This is a genomic window from Bartonella sp. AA126HLJHH (assembly GCF_042197425.1).
Classification (GTDB): domain Bacteria; phylum Pseudomonadota; class Alphaproteobacteria; order Rhizobiales; family Rhizobiaceae; genus Bartonella.
This window is the reverse complement of record NZ_JBHIRU010000004.1, coordinates 40939-65433: the sequence shown is the minus strand read 5'-3', so window position 1 is coordinate 65433 and position 24495 is coordinate 40939. Positions and strand designations below refer to the sequence as shown.

Sequence of the window (24495 nt, the reverse complement as noted above, 5' to 3'; positions counted from 1 at the left end):
ATAGCGTTTTACAACGAGTATGACATGCGTGACACATATTACATAACAACTCCCATTTTTTATCCTAATGGTGCTCCACATATTGGACATGCTTATAGTGCCATTGCAAGCGATGTTTTAGCCCGCTTTCAACGGTTAAACGGAAAAAATGTATTTTTTCTTTCTGGTACAGATGAGCATGGTCTCAAGATGCAACAAACCGCAGCTGCATTAGGCATGACACCTCAGCAACTTGCAGATCGTAATAGTGCGGTGTTTCAAAAAATGCTTGCAGTATTAAATTGTTCTAACGATGATTTTATCCGTACGACAGAAGAACGCCATTATCAAGCTTGTCAAGAAATTTGGAAAAAGATGGAAGCAAATGGCGATATTTATCTCGGTCGTTATACGGGGTGGTATTCGGTTCGCCAAGAAGCCTATTATGAAGAAAAAGATACGGAAATTGGAGCAGACAACATCCGTCGTGAGAAAGAATTAGGCTCTCCAGTTGAATGGAATGAAGAAGAAAGTTATTTTTTTAGACTTTCTCATTATGAAAAGGCTCTTCTTGAATATTATGAAAAACATCCTGATTTTATTGCTCCATTTGAGCGGCGTAATGAAATTATAAGTTTTATCAAATCAGGTTTAAAAGATATCTCTATTTCACGCGCAAGTTTTAACTGGGGAATTGCTGTTCCTGAGAATCCAAAGCACGTGATGTATGTCTGGGTTGATGCGCTTACAAATTATCTATCAGCAATAGGTTTTTTCAATGAAAATTCAAAAAAACGTGATTTTTGGCCTGCAAATACGCATATTATTGGTAAGGATATTATTCGTTTTCATGCAGTCTATTGGCCGGCATTTTTAATGTCTGCTGGAATTGAATTGCCTAAAAATATTTTTGCACATGGTTTTTTACTTAATCGTGGTGCAAAAATGTCAAAATCTATTGGAAATGTCGTTGATCCTTTTGAAATGGTTGATCATTATGGTCTTGATCAGGTCCGTTATTTCCTTCTCCGTGAAGTGCCATTCGGACAAGATGGTAGTTATAGTCATGAAAGCCTTGTGAACCGTATTAATGCTGATCTTGCTAACGATCTTGGTAATTTAGCACAGCGCTGTTTGTCTATGATTGCCAAAAATTGTAATGCACAAGTCCCGAAACCAGCTTCATTTTTAGCTCAAGATAAACAGCTTTTAGAACAATCTCTTCAAGTACTTGAAACTGTACACCAAGCTATGTCTTCTTATAGTATGCATTTAGCACTTTCAGCTATTTTTTCAATTGTAGCAGATGCCAATCGCTATTTTGCCAACGAACAACCTTGGAGTTTACGTAAAAACGATCGAGAACGATTTTCTACAGTTCTTTATATAACTGTAGAAATCTTGCGGAGAATAGGAATTATGCTTTTGCCTTTCATACCCCAATCAGCAACGAAACTTCTTGATAGCCTTGCGGTTGCTGAAGATGATCGGTTATTGTATCATATAAGTCATTCAAAAATTCAAGAAGGGCTTGATCTTCCACCACCAGAACCAATTTTTCCTCGTTATATCTTGAAGAAAGAAAACACTCATCATGTTGATTGATACACATTGTCATCTTGATTTTGAAGACTTTTCACAAGATTTGGATAATGTTATCCAACGGGCTTTAGATGCTGAAGTTAAACGTATGATAACAATTTCAACCCATGTTCATAAGTTAGATAAACTGTTAGCCATTGCGCAAAGCTATGATCAAGTCTTTTGTTCCGTTGGAACACACCCCAATCACGCGCATGAAGAACAAAATATTACAGCGGAAGAGCTTATACAGCTCTCGAATCACCCTAAAATTGTTGCGTTTGGGGAAGGGGGCCTTGATTATCATTATGATTACTCTACACCAGAAGAGCAAAAGAAAGTTTTTCAAGAACATATCATTGCTTCTCGAAAAACACAGATTCCTCTTGTTATACATTCACGCAATGCCGATATCGATATGGAGAAAATATTACGTGAACAGATAAAAGAAGGAGCTTTTCCCTTTATCCTTCATTGTTATTCGTCTGGAATGCAACTTGCTCGTGCTGGAATTGAACTTGGTGGTTATATTTCTTTTTCGGGTATTCTTACTTTTAAAAACGCACTTGAAATCCGTGAAATAGCAAAAATTGTACCCCATGAGCATTTGTTAGTGGAAACAGATGCTCCATTCTTAGCACCTAGTCCCCATCGGGGCAAAACAAATGAACCATCTTTTGTATGTTATACAGCAGCTGTTTTGGCTGAAACAATTGGCTTAAGCATTGAAGAAACAGCTCAAATAACAACGCGTAATGCTTTTCGTTTATTTAGCAAAATGAAATAAGGCAAAAGATATGTGTGATCAATACCGATTTACAATATTAGGTTGTGGTCCTTCTCCAGGAGTGCCAAGACCTAATGGTGATTGGGGAACATGTGATCCGAATAACCCTAAAAATAAACGCTACAGAAGTTCTTTATTAGTTGAACGTATTAAACCTTCTGGAGACAAAACAACGATCGTTATTGATACAGGTCCAGATTTTCGCTCACAAATGATCGATGCGCGTGTAAGCCATCTTGATGCTGCTCTTTACACGCATTCTCATGCAGACCATATCCACGGTATTGATGATTTACGCAGCTATGCACTTGCACAAAAATGTTTAATAGATATCTATGCCGACAAATTTACACTAGAGCATCTCAAAAGTGCTTTCGGATATTGTTTTCAAACTCCAGAAGATTCATCTTATTCTCCCATTTTAAAAGAGCATCTTATCAATGAAGATAGCCAATTTATTATTCAGGGGCAGGGCGGAGAAATAAGCGTCAATACACATTTACAACACCACGGAAACATTCATTCCTTAGGTTTTCGGATTGGGAATGTTGCCTATTGTACGGATGTTAGTGAATTTCCTGAAAAAACTTTATCCAAATTAATGGATTTGGATGTTCTCATCATTGAAGCTCTTCAATTTAAATCCCATCCGAGTCATTTTTCTGTTGATCAAGCATTACAGTGGATAGAATATTTAAAGCCGAAACAAGCAATACTCACACATATGGACAGATCGCTGGATTACAATAAGGTTATAAATTACGTTCCATCCTATGTAAAACCTGCATATCAAGGTCTTACTTTCGAAACAACTGCATAAGCTTATTCATACAATATTTTACGTTAAATAAAGTTTTTTGAAGATTATCCTTTATTTTGTTTTATTTTTGACATAAATATCACTTTTTTATGTTTAAAATGAGGTTTTTATGTATAAGAATTTTAAGCGGGGTGTATGTATTGCCGTTTTAGCAGTTTCCTTGACAGCATGTGGGGGGCGTTTAGAAAAAAATATTGCAACGACAACATTACATGATGGATCAATGAGTTGCACCGATATTCAACGGGAGTTTTTTGCTAATAAACGACAGATTAATGATACAATTAGAGAGCGTTCTACAGCAAGAAATAAAAATGTAGCTTTAGCAGCGGCAGGTGTTGTATTTTTACCTGCTCTGTTTTTTATGGATCCTAAATCCAGTGAAAGCAATGAAATTTCGGCTTTAAATAATCGTAATGCTGTTTTGAGTGATCTTGCACGTATGAAACGTTGTAAAATAGTACAGTAATTTTTCTTATTTATCATATGTAATTTCATTTTTTGGTCTTTAAGGAATATACCTTAAAGACCAAATCGAAATTAATGGATTTGGATGTTCTCATCATTGAAGCTCTACTCACACATAATTACAATGTGGTCGTAAATTACGTCCCATCCTATGTAAAACCTGCATATCAAGGTCTTACTTTTTAAACAGATGCGTGAACTTATTAACGAAATATATTTTTGTTGATAGTATATTTGTTAAAATTTTAATCTTACTTTTGCTCTATTTAAATCTCATTAAAAACATTTTGTGTTAAAAGTGAGGTTTTTATGTATAAAGAAAATTTTAAATGGGGTGTATGTATTGTCGTTTTAGCGTTTTTTTTGACAGCATGTGGGGGGCGTTTAGAAAAAAATATTCCAGTTACCACATTACATGATGGAACAATGAGTTGTTCTGATATTCAACGGGAATTTTTTGCTAATAAGCGCCAAATCGATGCTACAATTAGAGAGCGTTATAAAGCAAGAAATAAAAATGCGGCTTTAGCAGCAACAAGTCTTGTATTTCTTCCTGCTTTGTTTTTTATAGATCCTAAATCCAGTGAAAGTAATGAAATTTCAGCTTTAAATAACCGTAATGCTGTTTTGAGTGATCTTGCACGTACGAAACGTTGTCAAATAGCACAATAATTTTTCTTAGTTTTATTATACGTAATTTCATTATCACTATCACTATTTTTGGTCTTTAAGGAATGTACTTAAAAGACCAAATTTTATTTTAAAAGTAAATTGTATGATATAAATATGATGATGTTTTAAAGTAGGGTTTTCTTTTGGGATAAAGGATTTATCTTCTGTATCATGTTATCGCATAATATATATTATGGAACTTTATGGAAAAGTATAGCTAGCATCAGCGTTTTGAGGAACGAAGCTTTAAAATGAGCTACTTAAGTTAACTAAGATCGAAAATTGAGCCTGTTATTCTGGCTCGAAAATTTTAATCACAATGTTTTTTTATTTTTTACTCTTTTAAAAAAAATAATTACAATTTGTAGTACTATAAAAGCTAAAAACAATATTCCATGAAATAATGGTACAAATGGCTGATAAATAAAATCGGAATAATATATTGTTATTGCTTCAATCAACGCTGCAATACACCACACAATGATACCCCATAGTGAATACATCCAAAGTCCAACTAAGGCAATAGGATAGAGAATAGCCAATATAGCTGATGCAAATTGCCACTGCCAAGGCATAAGATCAAAACGCCATAGAATACCTGGAAAAACCCCAACAAGGCGTATCCAATAACAAATACCTAGAACTAAGCAAATAAATGCCAAAAACCGTAAGTAACAGTTATAGATTAAATTGATTTTTGAAATCTGTTTGTGAGAATTATTTTTCACAATAATAACTCTTGTTCAACAGGTTGGAAGTAAGAATCTACCATTTCATCTGTCACATTTGAAAGTTTATCTGGTTGCCATTGAGGTCTTTTATCCTTATCGATTAACATAGCACGTATACCTTCATAAAAATCATGTGAATGAATCATATGATACGCTATGCGGTTTTCAATTTTCATACAATCTTCCAACATTTGAGATGAATTTTGTTTCATTTGTTTCCAGATAACTTTTAAACTTGTCGGAGAACGTGACTGCAAAATATCATAACATTCTTTAGCAAATAAAACATCTTCATTGCTTTTTTTATGTAGCAACTCGAGACATTCTTCTAAGGTATGGGCACTAAAACAAGTGTTAATAATACAACGTATTTCATGACTTGTTTCATAGTCTTTTGTAATTGTTCGCTCGTTTAAAGCTAAAGTAGGATCTCCTTGCTCAATAACAGCTTTTCTAATCATATCGAATTCAGTTTCAGCAACGGCGTGTGTTGCTAATCCTAAATTTAAGCAATCTCCCCACTTTATACGTGCGCCCGTTAATGCAAGATAGATACCAAAATGATTGGGAAGAGATGGTAAGAAAAAACTTGCACCTACATCTGGGAAAAATCCAATCGCACCTTCTGGCATAGCAAAAACTGTATTTTCTGTAACAATTCGATGCGAGCCGTAGAGAGAAATACCTACCCCTCCTCCCATCCAAATACCGTTTAAGAAAGAAATGTAGGGCTTTGAAAAATGTTTGATATAAGCATTTAAACTATATTCATTTCTAAAGTATTGACAAGCAGCAGCACTTTTCCCCATATGATAGATTTCTACAACATCTCCACCAGCACAAAAAGCACGCCCCTCCCCTTCAATTAAGACACAAGAAACATTATCATCTGTTTCCCATGTTCTGAGAGCTTTTTTTAAAGCTGAAACCATTCGTTGATTAAGAGCGTTTAATGCTGAAGGACGTGTGAGCTTTATAATACCAGCACGCCCTTCTTTCGTAAAAGAAATATCATCATCTGCTCCAAAATTAATTTGCATCTCACACCCTTCTTAAAACAATTATTTCATTGTTTTTTTATACTTTTTGCCCCAAGTTTAGGAAATATTTGCATGATTGCGCCAATACAATATATATAAATTCCTGTTACCGAAATTCCTATTTTAACCCAATAGGGAGCCTCTAGTTGATAAAAGAAGGCAGAAACACCAAAAAAACACCATAAGAGAAAAATGGGAAAATTAATTCTACGTAAACGAAGGACTCTTACTGGATGAATAAAATAAATTGGCAAAAAAGATATAATCGCCGATAAAACAATAATGATAAAAGTAATCCACTCTCCTGGTCTGACGACAAAAAGCGTAAAAATCATCATATTCCAAACAACAGGAAATCCTTTAAAAAAGTTTTCTTTGGTTTTCATACTAGTATCTGCATAATAAATAGCAGATGAAATAACAATAATTGCACTCAATGAAAATGATAACCCTATCCCCATGAAACCACTTTGATAGAGTGCAAAGGCAGGAATTAAGACATAAGTCACGTAATCAATAATATTATCTAACAGCTCTCCAGACCATGTTGGAAGAACGTACTTAACATCAAGTTTGCGTGCAATTGGTCCATCTATACCATCAACGAGAAGAGCAAGCCCAAGCCAACAGAACATAGCTGTCCATTCTTTTTGAGAGGCTGATATAAGAGAAAGAAACGCTAAAAATGATCCCGAAGCTGTTAGTAAATGAACGGAAAAGGCCTTTGCTTGTGGCATTGTTACTTTTTTATGGCGTAATAATTTAGCATTTGTTTTGATTTTCTTTGTTAATTTACGTTTCAAGGTTTTCTTATCCTCGTTTTTAAAGTCTTCAACCATCTATCAATACGCCATTTTTTAACGATGATATAACTCAGCATTAAAAAAAATCATAAAAAGGTTACTTTTTTATATCGCATTATTTATTACATACTATAATAATAGAAGAGCTTCATATAATAAAAAGAGAGAGATCATTTGGAAATGTTAAAATATTTTCTCAATGAATAAAGGTTCAAATCGTTGTGATATTTGAAAAGGAAGAGCATAAAGATATTGCTGTTATTGGTGCAGGTCCTGTCGGAATGTTAGCCGCGCTGAGTCTTGCACAGAAGGGGCTTTCTGTTTTTCTTGTTGGGCCCCCTGCTCATACAGATGAGTTACGGACAACGGCTCTTATGATGCCTGCAATACGCATGCTTCAAAAACTCAATATTTGGGATAATCTTCAAAAACATGCAGCTGCTTTATCGTCCATGAGAATTATAGATATAACTTCTAGAATTGTGCATGCTCCTACGGTGCATTTTTCTTCTACTGAAATTGGCGAAAAAGCTTTTGGCTATAATATACCTAATGTAAAATTGAACAGTGCTTTAGTCGACGCTGTTACACATACGCCCAATATTACAAGATTTGTTTCTGCAGCCAAATCTGTTCATCACACAAAAAACCATGTATGCATTATTCTTGCTAATCATAGAATTATTCAAGCACCACTTGTTGTTGCAGCTGATGGACGTCACTCTCTTACACGTGCCGCAGCAGGGATAAGTGTCAAACAGTGGAATTATCCCCAAAAAGCACTTGTTCTCAACTTTTCTCATGAGTTTTCTCATCAAAATACATCAACTGAATTTCATACAGAACACGGTCCATTTACACAGGTTCCACTACCAGGACGAAGATCTAGTCTTGTATGGGTTGTTCATCCTTCCCGCGCTGAGGAATTATTAAATATAGAACCAAAAACAATTGCAAAAATGATCGAAAACCAAATGCAATCAATGCTTGGAAAGCTAAGCTTAGAAACATCAATTCAAGCATGGCCGCTTTTCGGACTTCTTTCTCATCATTTTGCTGCTAATCGAACAATTTTAGTGGGTGAAGCCGCTCATGTTTTTCCCCCTATTGGGGCACAGGGATTGAATTTAGGATTCCGTGATGTCCAAACTTTAATTGATATTTTACCCAATAAAATATCCAATTCTAACTCTGAAATGATTGTTGCACATTATAACAAATGCCGCAAACCAGATATATTAATCCGAAGTGGAGCTGTTCATGCGCTGAACTCTGCTCTACTTTCTCATATGTTGCCTGTTCATATCATACGAAGCATTGGGCTTGGTTTGTTGCATAGTTTCCCACCATTACGTAATTTATTTATGCGCGAAGGAATGTATCCCGGTTATGGATTTAAGGAAATTATGCAAATATTTCCAACAAAATCATCAAAACAGCTCTACTAAGCAATAATGGATAATAACGTAAAATAATAAATTGCATTTTGCAATCATATCTATTACTGATATAAAAAATATTTTTGTTCTTTATAAGAAGTAACAAATTATATTAAAATAATTAATTATATTTATTTGATTTATTTATAATAATAACATGTGTAATTAATATAACTGTAAATTATTTTTTATTAAAAATTATTATATATATTTAGTATGTTGATATGAAATAAGAGAAAACTGAATTATATACTACAAATTAAATTATAAAGATATCTTCTAAATCATAGCTGTTAAATTTAGAAATATAAATAAAATGAAAAATAATACCGTTTTGAAAAAGTTATTTTATAAAATTAATTTTAATAATAAAATAAATAATAAAAAAACAGTTTTATTTAATCAATATATTTTTAAAAATTTTTATTGTTAAGTATAATATTAAAAATAAAATCATCTTTGGAACCTGTTAGTAACACAGAGGTTAATGAAATGTTGTTTCAACAAATGGTAACAAGATGACACTAAATAATTTTTTGAAATTAAGTACTTTTTTTATAATGATTGCATGTGTCTCGTTGATAGTCACGACTTCAATAAGTGAAGTTTTTCACCTTCCTTATTGTCAAACCTTTACCTATAGCTCTACTCAAAAGGTCACTAAAATAGGTCAGAACTCATTTACTGCTTCACAAGTTAAAAATTGTCTTATGCAAAATGGTTTTGGGAATATTAAACGATTGCGCTTAGATGACAATGGTATCTGGCGTGCTTTAGTAAAATTTAAAAAGTCCCTTTTTTTCGTATCCGTTGACTATTCAGGAACAGTTAGCATTCAAAATGAAAGAAAAGAATATGATTGATTTAAAAACTTACAGCAACGTTTCTTTTCACAGCTGTAAGAAAAAAAAATTAAAAAAGTGCTACCATTCTATTAAAGAATTTGCTTTCATTGGCGGTTTAAATGGTAGCATATCAGGAGCTATCGCGGCAACTCTTGCAGCTTATGGTTATATTGCTCTTCCAGGATTTGGTCCAGTTATCGCAATGGGTATAGGAGTAGCACTTTCTGCCGGAATAATAATAGGAGCACTGATAGGATCAGGAATGGGAGGGAGTGTCGGTATATGCTGTATTTTATTGGGAAATTTATATGAATCATAATAATTTTTTCTCTTATAAATTTCATAATGAATAGAAATTTCTCGTCATTTTTTCTATGAAAAACAATTAAATCATCAACAAATTATATGTTCTTTTTTTGATGAAACGATTATCATATTATAAATGAAATAACATCTAACTTACTAAAATTCCTTATTTAATTTCTTATTATACCTCAAAAAGTAGATTTTTTAAAAGCATCTCTTGAAGAAATGTAAGCGAGATATAATTATCCATCCATAAAAGCTGTATTTTTTATAGATCAAGAAATAAAAGTTATGTTCAGAAATATATATAAACACACTTTAATTTATTTGCTCTTTCTAATAACAGAATATTTCTATGTAAATTATTTTTCTTAAATTTAAATTTAAGACATTTATATAATATATCATTAATATAGATTGTTATTTATAGATATAATATATTAAAGTATAAGATAAAGGTATTTCATGAAAAAAATATTATTATCATTATTGTTTTTTATGGCATTTTTAATTCATAAAAATTCTGCATTAGCACTATCAAAACAAGTAAATATTTATAAATTAGAAGATAACAATTCCAAAAAGGCTATTGGTAGCATTAAAATTGAAGAAAACATACACGGTTTGATTTTCATCCCTAATTTATCTACTTTATCAGAAGGGATACATGGTTTTCATGTACATGTAAATCCTTCATGTGATACAAAAGATGGTATAATTGGTGGAAGCGCAGGTGGACATTATGATCCGGAACATACCGGAAAACATTTAGGACCTTATAATGTCAATGGTCATCTTGGTGATCTACCAGCACTTTATGTTGATAAGCAGGGATATGCCATAATGAGCGTTCTTGCTCCACGATTAAAAAAAATCTCTGAAATTAAAGGGCGCTCTTTAGTCATTCATTTAGGGGCTGATAATCAATCAGATAAACCATTACCGCTTGGCGGAGGTGGTGCACGTTTAGCGTGCGGTATTATTGAAAAATAAAGAGTGTATTGTGGCAGACTGCGACAGTACACACTCCCTTTACCATAAGGTGTGAGAGAAATTTATTTTTTAAATCTATTTCAAGAAATTGAGTAAACTGTGTGAATATTTTATAAAATTAATGTTTTTTTGAATGTTTAGTTCGGATAACAAAAAGCTTAATAATCATCAAAACGAACAGCAATGGAAATTAAAGAAATAGTAGTGTAAATTCTCCGTAAGAAGACTTCAATATGAGGAAGTAATATTTTCCATGCTTGATGTAAAAAAGCAAAAAAGTCGAATTTCACTCTCTATAATAAAAAATTTATAATAAAAATTATAATCATTAAGTCTAGTATCTAATGGAATCACGCTCAATGCACAAAATATAACAGGCCTAAAACAGAATTTTTACTCTTCCCCTACTCAACCCTACTCATGAGGTACGTGAGAAAAATTTTAATTGATACAATATCAATATAATAAGTCAAACAAAATAATTAGAGTAATTTTTCATCACTCTGAAAAAAGGCTTTTAAATAATAGAGTCTTTTTAAAAATACTCCTCATAGATACATACGATCCCAATCTAGTGGACGCATCTCACCAGTTTGATAAAATTGACGAATGAGCTTAATATAATCAAGAAAATCTTTGTTTTCCTCCACTAATCTATTAGCAGTATCCCAATCAATATCACTACGTTCTTTGGCAGGAATTAAGATTTCACTCTCGGAAGAGTTTTCCTTATTAAGTCTTATAAATCCAATTCCATGCAAACTTGAAAGCATCCGAAGCTCTTTTAATGTATCAACTCCTTCAATTTCACTAGCAACTAAATAACTCAAATTAGCCCATGAAGAATTACTAACTGTTTGAAAAAATGCTTTTCGTAAATTTGAACGATTGATGAGAATTTTTACTTCAAAAGACCAAAGCTTTGTCTTTTTATCAAAATATTGCAAAACACAGTCTTTGATTTCACGATTCCATTCCTTGCTTAAATCTTGCATCCCTACGAGATCTGGATAAAGCCATTTATTTCCGCCTGCACCATGTTTATTACGAGAACATTTCTCATTAATGCGCTTGCTATAAACTGCAAGCTCTGACCATAAAAATTTAGATAATAATGGATAAAGATCATGCTCTTTAACAGAGCCATCTTCTGTTCTACTCTTTGCATTGTCCTCTATTGTATCAATTTCAGCACTATCTGTTTGTTCAGTAAAATAATATTGTCGCGGTCGTCCTTCAGTGGTTTTAATTTCTGAATAACGCTTTTGTAACTGAGGGCGTTTTGCCCCTATTTCAGCAACAATTTGCTGAATAAGAGCTGCATCACTATTAAGGGGAGTGATTATTGCCGTTGAATTCTTTTGTTTTTGACGGCATTTTTCTGGGTAATTTTCAAATATCCATTGAGCAATTTCTCGAGCTGTAAACTTTTTTGTCGGGTTTTTCTTTAAAAAATTAAAAACAGTGTTTGTTAAATTTAAAGTCATATGAAAAACTCCCCCTTTTATCCTCTGGGTATTTCATTATATTCAGGCGTTTTAAATGAAAGAACAATAAACTGTTTAAGTTTTTTTAAAAAAAGAACATTTATCAAATTACTCAATAAAATTAAAATATTTTTTTTAATTTATAACTATAACTCAAAGATCTTTTCACATAACGAAAATAAGATTGTACTTTTATAAAAAATTGTAAATGTGCTACAAATCCCCATACAAAAGCATAATCTTGTATAACTTTTCTATACATTTTTCTTTTAACGTCGTTAGAAAAAAGTTAAAATAATTATTCAAATATTTGATTGAACCTCACACCCGTCAATTAAAAAAACTTATGTGTTTTATTTTTGAAGCAAAAAGTTATGAGCTCTCAAGTATAGATTCTGAAATGGTAAACTCTGCACACAAACCTTCAAAACTACTATTTGCTTTAATAGCATCATGGGGAATAAGAACATAATACCATTTTTTATCGCCATAAGTTGCCGCATAGCGCGTTGCATGACAACACCATTGAACTGCAGCTTCTCTCTTTTTTAAAACAATAGGATTTTGCATTTCAGAGGCTTTTTTAGGCTCACAAAGATATTTGGCATCCTTCGTTTCTACAACAAAGTCTGGTTCATAGATTGATCCTTTATCATATTCTATTCTGAAAAAACCTCGAGCGGGTTTCATCCATTTCAATACTTTTGCATCATCCTCTAATATTTGGGCAAATCGTAATTCCCCTTCTACTGAATCAAACTTTTGTAAAGGATAACAGCATTTTCTAAAGCCGCTGAATACAAGTTTTTTAATATCGCTTTTAATGGCAGGAATATTACGAAAATCAAGAGGAGACGTCCCTTGCGGCAACACATAATGGATAGGTTGTAAAATTGTAAAACCTCGTGTAACTTTAACCGCATAATCTTTTTGCGTTTCCCATTGATGTTCTCTTAATTGCGCAACAATAAAACTAGTAAGCTTGTGCTGATAGTGAATTAATACGTTCTCAACAGCTGTATCATTGGGTAAATAAGATCGGAAATGTTCTACTATCTGACTAGCTAATTTTCGTAATAAGAGCGTATGGTTATCATAATCGACAAAGTCATTATCAATCAAACCACGAATGATGTAGTTTTCAAGATAAGGCTCTTTGACATATTCATTCTTAGATGTGAGAAAAATGCTTTTATGGGTACGCAATTCTCGAATTAAAAGTTCTTTACTAACAGGTTGAAAATTTAAGTTTTCTAAATTTTCCAAATCAAAATCATAAAAACCATAAGTAACATCACGCGAAGGAATGAGTATAATATTTGGAATATCTATTATTAGTTCTGTTAATTGTTTTGTCAGAATTGTCACCACTTTTGATACAAGAGACTTTTGTGATGAAGGCTTAATATTCATAACTTTATTAGCAATTTTTTCTTGTATCTGTGCAGAACAAAGCATTTGAGAACTTGGCAATTTATCATTCTCTTTGATAAGATCCCACGCGATCGCTGCAATATCTTGCTCTTCAGGCGTTAATGTAGGGGAATCTGTATGACGTAATATGATACCTTGTAAATCAGAAGATGCTCCATTTATATCGGAATTACGTATTACCATCGTTTGCATCAATAAAGCTTCTACTTGACTTGGAACTGTCACTATATCGGTCTTTTCAAAGGGGATATTCCCTCCTGTTCCAATCTCAATATGCTTTTTTATAATTGAGTTTGGATCGTTTGCACGATCAATAATATCTTGAAAACGATCATGCGCAATAATTGTTAAACGATCAATAGCTTCCACGCCTGTTCTATACCCATAAGGCAAACGCAATCCACGCCCAATTGTTTGCTCTGTTAAAATTTCTGAAGCCGATGCACGCAACGGTACAATAGTATAGAGATTCGTAACATCCCACCCCTCCTTTAATTTATTAACGTGAATAACAATTTCTGTTGGGTCATGAGAATCTTCAATTGCAATCAGCTTTTGAATATTTTGATCTTCTTCTATATTCGACTGTTTTGTATGAATCTCTATAACTTTTCCCTTATAAGCTCCTGTAAAAAAATCATCTGTTTCCAATAAATCACGCAATTTCTGTGCATGATTTGTATCTTGAGCGACAACTAAAATAAAAGGCTTAACAAACTTTTTGTTATAATCTTTGGCATAGGCAATTAAATCTGCTTTCACGTTTTCATGGGCATGAATTGCATCTTGTAATTTGATATGTTCTAATTGTTCAGATGTATAATTTTGAGGTTGAAAATCTTTACGTGTAGCAATAGCAGGCTCTTTTACAAAACCATCTCTCATAGCCTCTGCAAGTGAATAACTATAGACAACATTTTTAAAATCTACGGGTTTTGCACCTATTGTTTTTGGTGTCGCTGTAAGCTCTATTCCTAAAACAGGTTTTAACTCATTAATTGCTGCCGCACCAGCAGAAGCTCGATAACGATGTGCTTCATCCATTAACAAAACTAAATCAGGAAGATTTGCGAGATAATCAAAATAACTTTCACCAATCGTTTCTTGTAAGCGTTTAATTCGCGGAATACTAGATTTTAGTGCGCCTTTTTTATTATCCGTTGTATTAATTTTAGAAATATTAAAAATATTGATAAAGGCCGTATCTCTATTCTCAAACAAACGCTTTTGTCCTTGAATATGGTGTTCATCAACACGAATACCTTTACCACTTTCATAATCTTCACCTGTAATAATAACGGGTCTATTGGCAATAAATTCACTCATTCCACTGAAAACATACTTCGGACTTTGGGGACTAAAATCCTGTTTTAACTTTTCATAAATAGTCAAATTTGGCGCTAAAACAAAAAAATGGCGACTACGACCTGTTAAATAAAGATAGCTGATAAAAGCCCCCATAAGTCGCGTTTTCCCAACACCCGTTGCTAAGGCAAAACAAAAAGAGGGAAAATTTCGTTCAAAATCTTGTACAGAAGGATAAAGATTTTTTATCACTTCTAACTCTGCAACCAAATCAGCATTTTTAGAAAGCTCTATATTTTCTAAGATTTTTACCAAAATATTTAAAGATTCACGTTGAGGATCACGTAACGATAAGCGAGCAGAAATCCTTTTTTCAACAGTGTTCATGAAAAACTCCGCTTTTTATATACTATTCAAATAAATCTAATTCTGCTTGCGTAATAATATCTTTATTTTTGTTGTTTTCTTTTACCACAATCACTGGTTCAAGATTGGCTACATTTAAACTGTAATCGTCCCTTCCCCATTCGCATTTTTCTAATATTGCACGGGGGATTTTAGTGAGTGTTAGATTTTCAAAGAATGCTGATTTTGTATCAAAGGCTGTACCACAAACCAGCAACGTGCGATGAGAGCCAACCTCTTCACTCATTATACGGAGTTGTTCATGGGTCATAGCGCTTGTTGTGACATAAATATAATCTGTTTCGGTTGAATACCCTTGCATCCAATAATGATTTTCATCAGGTGCGTAGGTAAATCCCATATGTTTGCACATGGCTTCTGATAGCATGGCAGCATTATATTCGCGACTAATAATCCATTGTCCCCATGGATCTTTTTGCAACAGGGAAGGTGCAAGGCGATAATAACGGAATCCACCGCCACCTTGCCAATTGACACTTTTGGAAATTCCCCCTTGATCAGTTCCATCAATGACTTGTTTTAAACGAGGGATAATGTGGGTGTGACAATGCTCACCAAGTTCAATCATAATCCACTTCCTTCCCATTTTATGGGCAACAGCACCGGTTGTGCCAGAACCAGCAAAAGAATCCAGTACAAGATCACCGGGATTAGTGGCAAGTTGAATAATGCGTTCCATTAAACGTTCCGGTTTAGGAGTTGTAAAGACACTATCAAAATTGAAGACTTTGGCTTCTTTTTTTGCATCTTGATTATGGCCAACTTCCTGATAAGGCCAAATGGTCATTGAAACCATACCATTTTTTACCTCTGATAAAAAACGTTTCATAGAAGGAACATTACTTCCTGTTGGACCAAACCAAATACGATTATCATTCAATAATTCAAAGAATTTTTTTTTATTCATAGCCCAACTTCTACCATTAGGAGGCATTACCTTGCGTCCAGAAGGTGTGATGATTTCATAAATATCCTTAGGTGTTACTCTTTTTACAGATAAATCTCCAGATTTCCAAGGACCGCGAGGATCATTATCAGGATTTTTATAGCGCGCATCCATATCGCTTGAACGAGGAAGCAATTGAGGGCGCCAAATCGTTTTATCTTTAGCATAAACCATTATAAAATCATGATTATCAGAAAGCCATTTTGTATCATTTTGTGGAGCATATTTCTTTTGCCAAATAATATTGTTGATGAAATTTTGGCGACCAAAAATTTCATCCATCATCACTTTAAGATAGGCTTGTTCATCATCATCAATTGATATCCAGATACTTCCATCATCCGCCAGTAAATGATGTAACAATTCTAGCCTGTCTCTCATAAGGCTGAGCCATATGGAATGCTCTAAACCATCTTCATAATGTTCAAAGGCATTGCCTGTATTATAAGGCGGATCGATATAGATACATTTTATCTTCCCCATATATTCTTGTTCAAGCGCTTTGAGTGCGAGTAAATTATCACCAAAAATGAGTTTATTATCAAAAATATCTTGGGTAGATACTTGGTGCGGAGCGTGATAAGATTTTTCAAGATCTTCTAATAAGATACGAGGCTCTAGTTTTGGGCGTTTTTCTTTTCCAATCCAAGTGAGTTCTAGTTTTTGTTTATTATAACTCATGCGATCGTCCTTAAATTCAAATGCTTGTGAAAAGTAAACAGCTTATTCATGAATGGCTAAATTAGAGTCTCTTAACAATACTTTTAGTACCATCCGACAGCAATTTGAGCTTCTTCTGACATACAATCAGGTGTCCATGGTGGATCAAAAGTCATAGTGACTTCAACATACGAAACCCCTTCAACTGCACTGACTGCATTTTCTACCCACCCTGGCATTTCACCCGCAACAGGACATCCCGGTGCTGTAAGAGTCATTTCAATTTTTACTGAACGATCATCTTCAATATCAATACGATAAATCAGTCCTAGCTCATAAATATCAGCAGGAATCTCTGGGTCATAAACTGTTTTGAGAGCAGCAATAATATCATTTGTCATACGATCAATTTCGTCTGCTGGAATTGCTGATATGTAAGATTTTTTATTTTCGCTTACAGTTTCAACGGATTCTGTAGAATGACGCTCTTCAATTGATTCAGCCATTAAAAAATGTCCTTGTTTCTTGCAATGCTTCTACTAATTGATCTATATCCTCTTGAGTGTTATACATGGCTAACGATGCGCGGCAAATAGATGTTAGACCAAAGCGCTGTAATAAAGGCTGTGCACAATGAGTTCCCGCACGTATCGCAACCCCTTTTCTATCAATAAACATAGCGATATCATGGGCGTGAATCCCTTCAATTGTAAATGATATAATAGCTCCTTTATTGGGAGAATGACCATAAATACGCAATGACTCAACCATTTTAAGTTTTTCCTGCGCATAAGCTAAAAGGGACCTCTCATGGGCATGAATCTTACTCCGACCTTTCTCTTGTATATAATCAATAGCCGCAGTTAATCCAATAGCTTCAACGATAGGAGGAGTGCCTGCTTCAAAACGGTAAGGAGGAGCATTATAAAAAACCTTATCGGTTGTTACCTCCTCGATCATTTCCCCTCCCCCTTGAAAAGGACGCATTTCTTCTAATCTATCTTCTTTACCATACAAAACACCAATACCAGTGGGTCCATAAAGCTTATGACCTGTAAAGACATACCAATCACAATCGAGATCTTGTACATCAACGGTTAAATGTACTGCTCCTTGAGAACCATCAACAAGAACCGGAATAGAATTTTGATGTGCTAGCTTAATAATCTCTTTAACAGGAGGCACCGTTCCTAATATATTGGACATATGCGTTATAGCAACAAGCCGCGTTTTTTCGCTTAAAGATTTTTGGAAATCTTCAATGTGCAGAACACCATTTTCATCGACAGGAACAAAAATAAGTTTAACACCTTTTTGTTCACGGAGAAAATGCCAAGGAATAATATTTGAATGATGTTCCATGATCGTTAGAACAATCTCATCACCTTCCTTGAGTTTTGGCATCGCCCAACCATAAGCAACAGTATTAATAGCTTCTGTTGCATTTTTCGTAAAAACAATTTCTTCAGCTTTTTGAGCATTTAGAAAAACACGAACGGTTTCACGAGAATTTTCATATGATTGTGTTGCTATATTGGCTAAAAAATACATTCCCCTATGCACATTAGCATAACTATAGTGATAATAATTATTCATTGCATTGAGTACTGACATTGGTTTTTGGGCAGAAGCACTACTATCAAGATATGCTAATCGCTTTCCATAAACTTGATGGTGCAAAATAGGAAAATCACGCCGAATTTCTTCGACATTATAAGTAAATGTTTGTACGTTATTTTCCATTTTTTCTACCTTAAACATTTTTTTCAAGCCATTTACTAATGATATTCTCCAAAACGATTTGAATATTATCTTGCTTGATGTCATCAATGAGCTCAGAGATAAATCCTTTAATCAAAAGCGCACGAGCCGTTTTAAAAGGGATACCACGTGTCATAAGATAAAAAAGATAATCATGATTAATATTAGCAACTGTTGCACCATGACCACATGCAACATCATCAGCAAAAATCTCCAGTTCAGGCTTTGCATTAAATTCTGCATCATCTGAAAGAATAAGGCTATTACAAGCCATGCGTGCATCTGTTTTTTGCGCTTTTTGAGAAACACGTATTATTCCTTGGAAAACACCAACAGCCTTATCTGTAACCACATTGCGTATAATTTCGGTTGATGTTGATTTTTCTTCCACATGACGAACAGTCATTGTAAGATCACTATGTGTTTGTCCTGATAATAAATTTATGACGCGTAATTGAAAATCAGATTCTTCTCCCTGTAATTCAATATCGATTTCTTGGCGATTTAATTGACTCCCTATATTAATGACATAAAGTGATAACTTCGCTCTTTGATCAAGAACAGCACAAAATCGACCAAATTGTGTAGAATTAAAATCACGATTGCGAATGAGAATCCACGTAACATCACTATCAGCAGCAACATTTAATGAAAATATTGAACTGACAAAGGTATCTTTATCATTGCCAACCTGATGTTCAATAAACATAACTTGACTATTTTTATCAACTTTTATATCCGAAAAAATATGAGATTGTCCCCCCATTTGTATATTTTGTAATTCAATGGGGATATTTAACTTTGTATTTTCAGGGATGTGAAAAAGCCAACCATCTGTAACAAAAGCTGTATTTAACTGTCCAATAAAATCTTCATCAGAAATGTTTTGATTTATCTGTACAGAATTATCTTCTAATGCGTCTGAAAGGCGTTTTACTGCAATGTTGTCTACCTTTGACTCTATCGATGTTTTTCCATTGTTTATGGAGAAAACAGCACTTTCTGAAAGCAATGCATCAACCAATTGATTGTCTTGAACTTTTGAAAAATTGCTAATAGACTTCAGTAAGGTACGCAGATTGGTATAATGCCAACTTTCGATTTTACGGGAAGGAAGCCGTGTCATTTGAAACTGCTCAATAGTTTTCTTGCGGATTTCCTGTACAGCTTTATCACCAGGTAAGTGGTTTACATACTGATTGAAATTACTGAGTATATTTTCTTCAACCGCTAATAAGTTTTGCTGTGCATTCATATTTAATAACCTCAAACCGCTTCCCTAATAAGATCAGCATACCCATTTTGCTCTAAATAAAGCGCTAAGGATTTATCACCGCTTTTGATAATTTGTCCTTTATAAAGAACATGTACCGTATCAGGAATAATATAATTAAGCAGCCGTTGATAATGGGTAATCACCAAAAATGAACGTTTTGAATCCCGAAGTTTATTAACACCATCTGCAACAATTTTTAGTGCATCAATATCTAAACCAGAATCCGTTTCATCTAAAATGCAAAGTGTAGGTTCAAGAAGTGCCATTTGTAAAATTTCAGTGCGTTTTTTTTCTCCACCTGAAAAACCTACATTTAATGGACGCTTTAGCATATCCATATCTATTTCAAGTTTGGCTGAAACTTCTTTAACACATTTTATAAATTCAGGAATTTTAAGTTCTTCGTCACCTCGCGCTTTGCGTTGAGAATTCATCGCAACTTTTAAAAATTCCATTGTTGCTACCCCTGGTATTTCCATTGGATATTGAAATGCAAGAAAAACACCATATGCAGCACGTTCTGCTGGATCCATTTCTAAAAGTGATTGTCCATTATAGAGAATAGCTCCTTCTGTTATTTCATAATCATCACGACCAGCAAGCAAATAAGATAAAGTTGATTTTCCGGCTCCATTTTGTCCCATGATAGCGGCAACTTCTCCATCTTGAACTGTCAAGTTTAAACCACGAATAATTTCTGTATCGGTTTCAGCAATACGGGCGTGCAAATTTTTGATCTCTAACATAATTTAATCCTGTTTTGGCTGTTTTTCAGATATCAATGCGTATTATTTTACCTTAGCATCCATCTACTTTTGTAATTACCACAGAGGTCATTTTTAGCATTATGTGCTACCGTTACAGCCTTTTTACATAAAGTCTTCTATTTATCTAATTAAATAAAATTATCCAACACTACCTTCAAGGCTAATACTAATAAGCTTTTGTGCTTCGACAGCAAATTCCATGGGAAGTTTTTGAATGACCTCTTTTACAAAACCATTTACAATTAATGCGATAGCTTCTTCTTCGGGAATTCCTCTTTGCATAACATAAAAAAGTTGGTCATCAGAAATTTTTGATGTTGTGGCTTCATGTTCAAACTGAGCTGTTGCATTTTTTGCTTCAATATAAGGAACTGTATGCGCACCACAATCATTTCCGATTAACAAACTATCACATTGCGTAAAGTTACGCGCATTTTGTGCTTTTCGATGCGCTGTGACTTGTCCCCGATAAGTGTTATTTGAAAAACCTGCAGAAATACCTTTGGAAATAATGCGACTGGATGTATTCTTTCCCAAATGAATCATTTTTGTACCAGAATCAATTTGTTGATAACCGTTTGCAACAGCGATAGAATAAAATTCTCCACGCGCATTATTACCACGGAGTAAGCAGGATGGATATTTCCAAGTAATCGCAGAACCGGTTTCAACTTGTGTCCATGAAATTTTAGAGCTATCACCTCGACAATCTCCACGCTTCGTCACAAAATTATAAATACCGCCCTTGCCATCTTTATCGCCAGGATACCAGTTTTGTACTGTAGAATATTTAATCTCTGCATTTTCAAGGGCAATAAGCTCAACAACAGCAGCATGAAGTTGGTTTTCATCACGTTGGGGTGCTGTACACCCTTCAAGATAAGAAACATAGGAATCTTCAGCGGCGATAATCAATGTTCGTTCAAATTGGCCAGTGTTGCGTTCATTAATCCTAAAATAAGTTGAAAGCTCCATAGGACAACGAACCCCTTTGGGAATATAAACAAATGAACCATCTGTAAAGACAGCAGCATTTAAGGCCGCATAATAATTATCACTTATAGGTACAACTGTTCCTAAATATTCTTTAATAAGCTCAGAATGTTCAATAATCGCCTCTGAAATAGAACAAAAAATCACACCGGCGCGTGCCAGCTCTTTTTTGAATGTTGTTACAACAGAAACAGAATCAAAGACTGCATCAACAGCCACCTGCCCCGATACAGACATACTGTCATCAAAAGTGGAGGGATCAGACTGTTTTCTTACTCCTGCCAAAATCTCTTGTTCTTTAAGGGGAATGCCAAGTTTTTCGTACGTTGCTAATAACTCAGGATCCACTTCATCCAAAGATTTTGGTCCTGTATGATTTTTGGGAGCAGCATAATAATAAAGCTCCTGAAAATCAATTTTAGGATATTCAAGACGCGCCCAATGAGGCTCTTGCATCGTCAGCCAACGGCGGTAAGCTTTTAAGCGCCATGTTAGCATCCATTCAGGCTCATTTTTTTTAGCGGAAATAAATTTGATAATATCCTCATTTAAGCCTTTTGGAGCTTTATCGGTTTCAATATTGGTTTCAAAACCATATTTATATTGGTCAACATCTATTTCACGTACTTGGCGTATCGTTTCTTGTACTGCCGGCATCAATTTTCTCCATTTTTTGGCGTCAAAAACCGGTAACTAAAGTCTTGTTTTTTACAAGATTAAAGTAAGCAAGTTATCTCCTAGGCTATAGGTAAAGCGCAAAAATTTCAATCAAACTTATTTTATTTTTAAAATAATTCTAATTTTTATAACTTTCTGATGATAAATCTTCCCCTTTTTTCCTGCTTATAATTTGAGAAAAAAACGACAGAAAATCATCAATATCTTCAGAAGTTGTGCCACGTCCTAGCGAAATGCGAATGGCACCATTTGGAACATGATACCCCATTGCCTCCAACACTTTGCTTTGTTTTACTTTTCCTGAAGAACAGGCAGAGCCGGATGATAAAGAAAACCCTTCTAAATCAAAAGCAATTTGCATCGTTTCAGCTTTTATATTTTTCACGGTAAAGTAAGTTGTATTTGGCAAACGTTGAACTCTTTTGCCAAAAATCTCAACATTTTTACTTATTTTTTGTAGTCCAGCTTCTAATTTATTGCGTAAATATATTAACTGTTTTATTTCCTCCTGTGTGAAGCAATCAGTCATTGCTGCCCCAAAAGCAGCAATAAGGGGCAATGCTTCTGTTCCTCCACGGAGACCTTTTTCTTGTCCTCCCCCAATAATAAGAGGGTGTGGCATGAGAAGATTACCACATGAAACAAAAGCACCGATTCCTTTAGGACCGCCAACTTTATGTGCAGACAGTATAAAAAAGTCTCCTCCTAGCTGATGAATATCCACAAAATTTTTATCTACATATTGTGTTAAATCAACTATAAGAGTGCCTCCTAAATCCCGAACAATAGCGGCGATTTCTGTTAACGGTTGAATAACACCCGTTTCACTATTTGCAGCTTGAATAGCAACAAGAGGTAAACCTGTTGTTTTATCGTGAACCGTTAAGAGTGATGTTAATTTATCTTGTTGTATGAGCCCATCTTGATCAACATCAATGACGCTTATCAACTCTTTAGAAAAACGTCCTCCCTCTGCAACAGAGGGATGTTCAGTCGCTCCAAGGTAAAGGTGAGAAAATTTAACTTTTGCTTTCCCCATATTGTAAAAGGGTGTTAACAAAGTCATTGCAGCTTCACTCGCACCAGAGGTAAATACCACGTGATCTGGATCTGTTTTAAGATTTTCAGCGATTTGCCGACGGGCCTTTTGCAACAAAGTTTTAGCGGCACGCCCTTCCTTATGAACCGATGATGGATTACCAAATATCTCTAAAGATTCCAGTAACGCCATCCGTGCCACTTTTTTGAGCGGTGTTGTTGCGTTATGATCAAAATATCGGCGTTTTATAACCATTTTACATCGCAATCATTAATCTTATGAATTGATTGAAAAAATAGCGCATTTTTCTTGAAAAGTGCACTAAAAAAAGAATATCTAATAATTATTTAAGAGATTCTATGGTAAAAGTCGACTAGGGTCAAAGAGAGCCCTTTATTGCATTAAGGAGCATTTTATGCCAGAAATTATTTTTAACGGTCCCGCGGGTCGGCTCGAAGGGCGTTATCAACCTTCACAACAAAAAAATGCACCCATTGCGATCATTTTGCATCCTCATCCCCAATTTGGTGGAACTATGAATCATAAAATTATCTATGACCTCTTTTATATGTTCCAACAACGTGGCTTTACAACTTTACGTTTTAACTTTCGTGGTATTGGTCGTAGTCAGGGTGAATTTGATTATGGAATAGGAGAACTTTCAGATGCTGCTGCTGCTCTCGATTGGGTTCAAACACAACATCCAGACTCTAAAAATTGTTGGGTAGCAGGATACTCATTTGGAGCATGGATTGGTATGCAGCTTTTAATGCGCCGACCAGAAATTGAGGGATTTATCTCAGTTGCCCCTCAGCCTAATGTTTATGACTTTTCATTTCTTGCACCTTGTCCCTCTTCTGGACTTATCATTCATGGCGGTATCGATAAAGTTTCCCCTCCAAAAGATGTTCAAATACTTGTCGATAAATTAAAAACACAAAAAGGTATCATCATCACACAAGAAATATTGGAAGAGGCTAATCACTTTTTCAGTGGATGTCATGAAAAACTTATTGAGCGATGTGCCCACTATTTGGATAACCATACCTCCAATGAACTTCTCGCTCCTCCTCCTGAAATACTTTCACTAACTTAGGAAAATACGATAGATTTATAAAAAAAATTAGCAAAAATCGTCTCTGATCATAACAAAGTAATTTTTTTAGTCTGCATTTAAAACTTTTCTAAATTTTATTTCAGGATAGAAATGAGAATAACAGAATACCTTTTTTCTATTACTAAGAAGTCTCTTTTTTAGC

The 24495-nt window shown here is 34.3% G+C and carries 22 protein-coding genes and 1 pseudogene; 11 read left to right on the top strand and 12 right to left on the bottom strand.

The annotated features are described in order from the left end of the window. The first annotated feature begins 24 nt into the window (after nucleotides 1-24). The 6 genes and pseudogenes from metG (at nucleotide 25) to ACFIQC_RS03465 (ending at nucleotide 4307) form a co-directional block, all read left to right on the top strand. Nucleotides 25-1584, top strand: a complete 1560-nt coding sequence (metG, locus tag ACFIQC_RS03490; RefSeq protein ID WP_375613425.1) for a methionine--tRNA ligase — start codon at nucleotides 25-27, stop codon at nucleotides 1582-1584. After that, nucleotides 1574-2347 carry a TatD family hydrolase gene (locus ACFIQC_RS03485; protein WP_375706745.1) on the top strand — a complete coding sequence of 258 codons (774 nt, stop codon included), beginning with the start codon at nucleotides 1574-1576 and terminating at the stop codon, nucleotides 2345-2347. The genes metG and ACFIQC_RS03485 overlap by 11 nt, the downstream gene beginning before the upstream one ends. 10 nt (nucleotides 2348-2357) lie before the next feature. Continuing rightward, nucleotides 2358-3167 (top strand): MBL fold metallo-hydrolase, encoded by an 810-nt coding sequence (locus ACFIQC_RS03480; RefSeq protein ID WP_375706744.1) that lies wholly within the window; start codon nucleotides 2358-2360, stop codon nucleotides 3165-3167. A gap of 109 nt (nucleotides 3168-3276) precedes the next feature. Beyond that, a complete protein-coding gene (locus ACFIQC_RS03475; protein WP_375606871.1) occupies nucleotides 3277-3636 on the top strand; it encodes a hypothetical protein in 360 nt (119 codons plus the stop codon). A 56-nt stretch (nucleotides 3637-3692) separates the two neighbouring features. Beyond that, a pseudogene (locus ACFIQC_RS03470) lies at nucleotides 3693-3821 on the top strand (MBL fold metallo-hydrolase); the annotation flags it as partial. A gap of 123 nt (nucleotides 3822-3944) precedes the next feature. Continuing rightward, nucleotides 3945-4307, top strand: coding sequence for a hypothetical protein (locus ACFIQC_RS03465; RefSeq protein WP_375618144.1), 363 nt, complete (start codon nucleotides 3945-3947; stop codon nucleotides 4305-4307). A 314-nt stretch (nucleotides 4308-4621) separates the two neighbouring features. Here the strand turns inward: ACFIQC_RS03465 and ACFIQC_RS03460 are convergent, their stop codons facing one another. From ACFIQC_RS03460 to pcsA, 3 genes are read right to left on the bottom strand one after another with little or no spacing between them, the layout of a single operon-like run. Beyond that, nucleotides 4622-5035, bottom strand: a complete 414-nt coding sequence (locus ACFIQC_RS03460; protein WP_375613429.1) for a DUF6163 family protein — start codon at nucleotides 5033-5035, stop codon at nucleotides 4622-4624. Continuing rightward, nucleotides 5032-6078: an enoyl-CoA hydratase/isomerase family protein gene (locus ACFIQC_RS03455; RefSeq protein ID WP_375613430.1), complete on the bottom strand. Its 1047-nt coding sequence runs from the start codon at nucleotides 6076-6078 to the stop codon at nucleotides 5032-5034. Before ACFIQC_RS03455 ends, ACFIQC_RS03460 begins: the two co-directional genes overlap by 4 nt. A 26-nt stretch (nucleotides 6079-6104) precedes the next feature. Further along, entirely contained in the window at nucleotides 6105-6917 is an 813-nt protein-coding gene (pcsA, locus tag ACFIQC_RS03450; protein WP_375613431.1) for a phosphatidylcholine synthase, read from the bottom strand. A 185-nt stretch (nucleotides 6918-7102) separates the two neighbouring features. Between pcsA and ACFIQC_RS03445 the strand changes: the two genes are divergently transcribed. The 4 genes from ACFIQC_RS03445 to sodC all read left to right on the top strand — a co-directional run bounded on the left by ACFIQC_RS03445 (nucleotide 7103) and on the right by sodC (nucleotide 10464). Further along, nucleotides 7103-8329: a UbiH/UbiF family hydroxylase gene (locus ACFIQC_RS03445; protein ID WP_375706743.1), complete on the top strand. Its 1227-nt coding sequence runs from the start codon at nucleotides 7103-7105 to the stop codon at nucleotides 8327-8329. A 509-nt stretch (nucleotides 8330-8838) separates the two neighbouring features. Then, nucleotides 8839-9183, top strand: a complete 345-nt coding sequence (locus ACFIQC_RS03440) for a hypothetical protein (RefSeq protein ID WP_375621250.1) — start codon at nucleotides 8839-8841, stop codon at nucleotides 9181-9183. Next, entirely contained in the window at nucleotides 9176-9484 is a 309-nt protein-coding gene (locus ACFIQC_RS03435) for a hypothetical protein (RefSeq protein WP_375621249.1), read from the top strand. The genes ACFIQC_RS03440 and ACFIQC_RS03435 overlap by 8 nt, the downstream gene beginning before the upstream one ends. Nucleotides 9485-9936: 452 nt before the next feature. Next, nucleotides 9937-10464 (top strand): superoxide dismutase [Cu-Zn] SodC, encoded by a 528-nt coding sequence (gene sodC, locus ACFIQC_RS03430; protein WP_375621248.1) that lies wholly within the window; start codon nucleotides 9937-9939, stop codon nucleotides 10462-10464. A gap of 548 nt (nucleotides 10465-11012) precedes the next feature. Here the strand turns inward: sodC and ACFIQC_RS03425 are convergent. The 9 genes from ACFIQC_RS03425 to ACFIQC_RS03385 all read right to left on the bottom strand — a co-directional run bounded on the left by ACFIQC_RS03425 (nucleotide 11013) and on the right by ACFIQC_RS03385 (nucleotide 23491). Next, nucleotides 11013-11951, bottom strand: coding sequence for a COG2958 family protein (locus ACFIQC_RS03425; protein WP_375611904.1), 939 nt, complete (start codon nucleotides 11949-11951; stop codon nucleotides 11013-11015). Nucleotides 11952-12323: 372 nt separating this feature from the next. Then, complete coding sequence (locus ACFIQC_RS03420) at nucleotides 12324-15077, bottom strand: DEAD/DEAH box helicase (protein ID WP_375706742.1); 2754 nt, start codon at nucleotides 15075-15077, stop codon at nucleotides 12324-12326. A gap of 22 nt (nucleotides 15078-15099) precedes the next feature. Beyond that, a complete protein-coding gene (locus ACFIQC_RS03415) occupies nucleotides 15100-16743 on the bottom strand; it encodes a site-specific DNA-methyltransferase (protein WP_375706741.1) in 1644 nt (547 codons plus the stop codon). 83 nt (nucleotides 16744-16826) lie between these two features. Beyond that, on the bottom strand, nucleotides 16827-17228 hold the full coding sequence (locus ACFIQC_RS03410) for an SUF system Fe-S cluster assembly protein (protein ID WP_273787976.1): 402 nt from the start codon (nucleotides 17226-17228) through the stop codon (nucleotides 16827-16829). Then, nucleotides 17221-18465 carry a cysteine desulfurase gene (locus tag ACFIQC_RS03405; protein ID WP_375629820.1) on the bottom strand — a complete coding sequence of 415 codons (1245 nt, stop codon included), beginning with the start codon at nucleotides 18463-18465 and terminating at the stop codon, nucleotides 17221-17223. The genes ACFIQC_RS03410 and ACFIQC_RS03405 overlap by 8 nt, the downstream gene beginning before the upstream one ends. 10 nt (nucleotides 18466-18475) lie before the next feature. Then, nucleotides 18476-19738: a Fe-S cluster assembly protein SufD gene (sufD, locus tag ACFIQC_RS03400; RefSeq protein ID WP_375621244.1), complete on the bottom strand. Its 1263-nt coding sequence runs from the start codon at nucleotides 19736-19738 to the stop codon at nucleotides 18476-18478. Nucleotides 19739-19749: 11 nt separating this feature from the next. Then, nucleotides 19750-20505: a Fe-S cluster assembly ATPase SufC gene (gene sufC, locus ACFIQC_RS03395; protein WP_375706740.1), complete on the bottom strand. Its 756-nt coding sequence runs from the start codon at nucleotides 20503-20505 to the stop codon at nucleotides 19750-19752. 159 nt (nucleotides 20506-20664) lie between these two features. Further along, nucleotides 20665-22176, bottom strand: a complete 1512-nt coding sequence (sufB, locus tag ACFIQC_RS03390) for a Fe-S cluster assembly protein SufB (protein WP_375613439.1) — start codon at nucleotides 22174-22176, stop codon at nucleotides 20665-20667. A gap of 139 nt (nucleotides 22177-22315) precedes the next feature. Continuing rightward, complete coding sequence (locus tag ACFIQC_RS03385; protein WP_375706739.1) at nucleotides 22316-23491, bottom strand: cysteine desulfurase family protein; 1176 nt, start codon at nucleotides 23489-23491, stop codon at nucleotides 22316-22318. 160 nt (nucleotides 23492-23651) lie between these two features. Between ACFIQC_RS03385 and ACFIQC_RS03380 the strand changes: the two genes are divergently transcribed. After that, the gene (locus tag ACFIQC_RS03380; RefSeq protein WP_375621241.1) at nucleotides 23652-24332 is read left to right on the top strand and encodes an alpha/beta hydrolase; all 681 of its coding nucleotides are present in this window, start codon (nucleotides 23652-23654) and stop codon (nucleotides 24330-24332) included. Nucleotides 24333-24495: the final 163 nt, after the last annotated feature.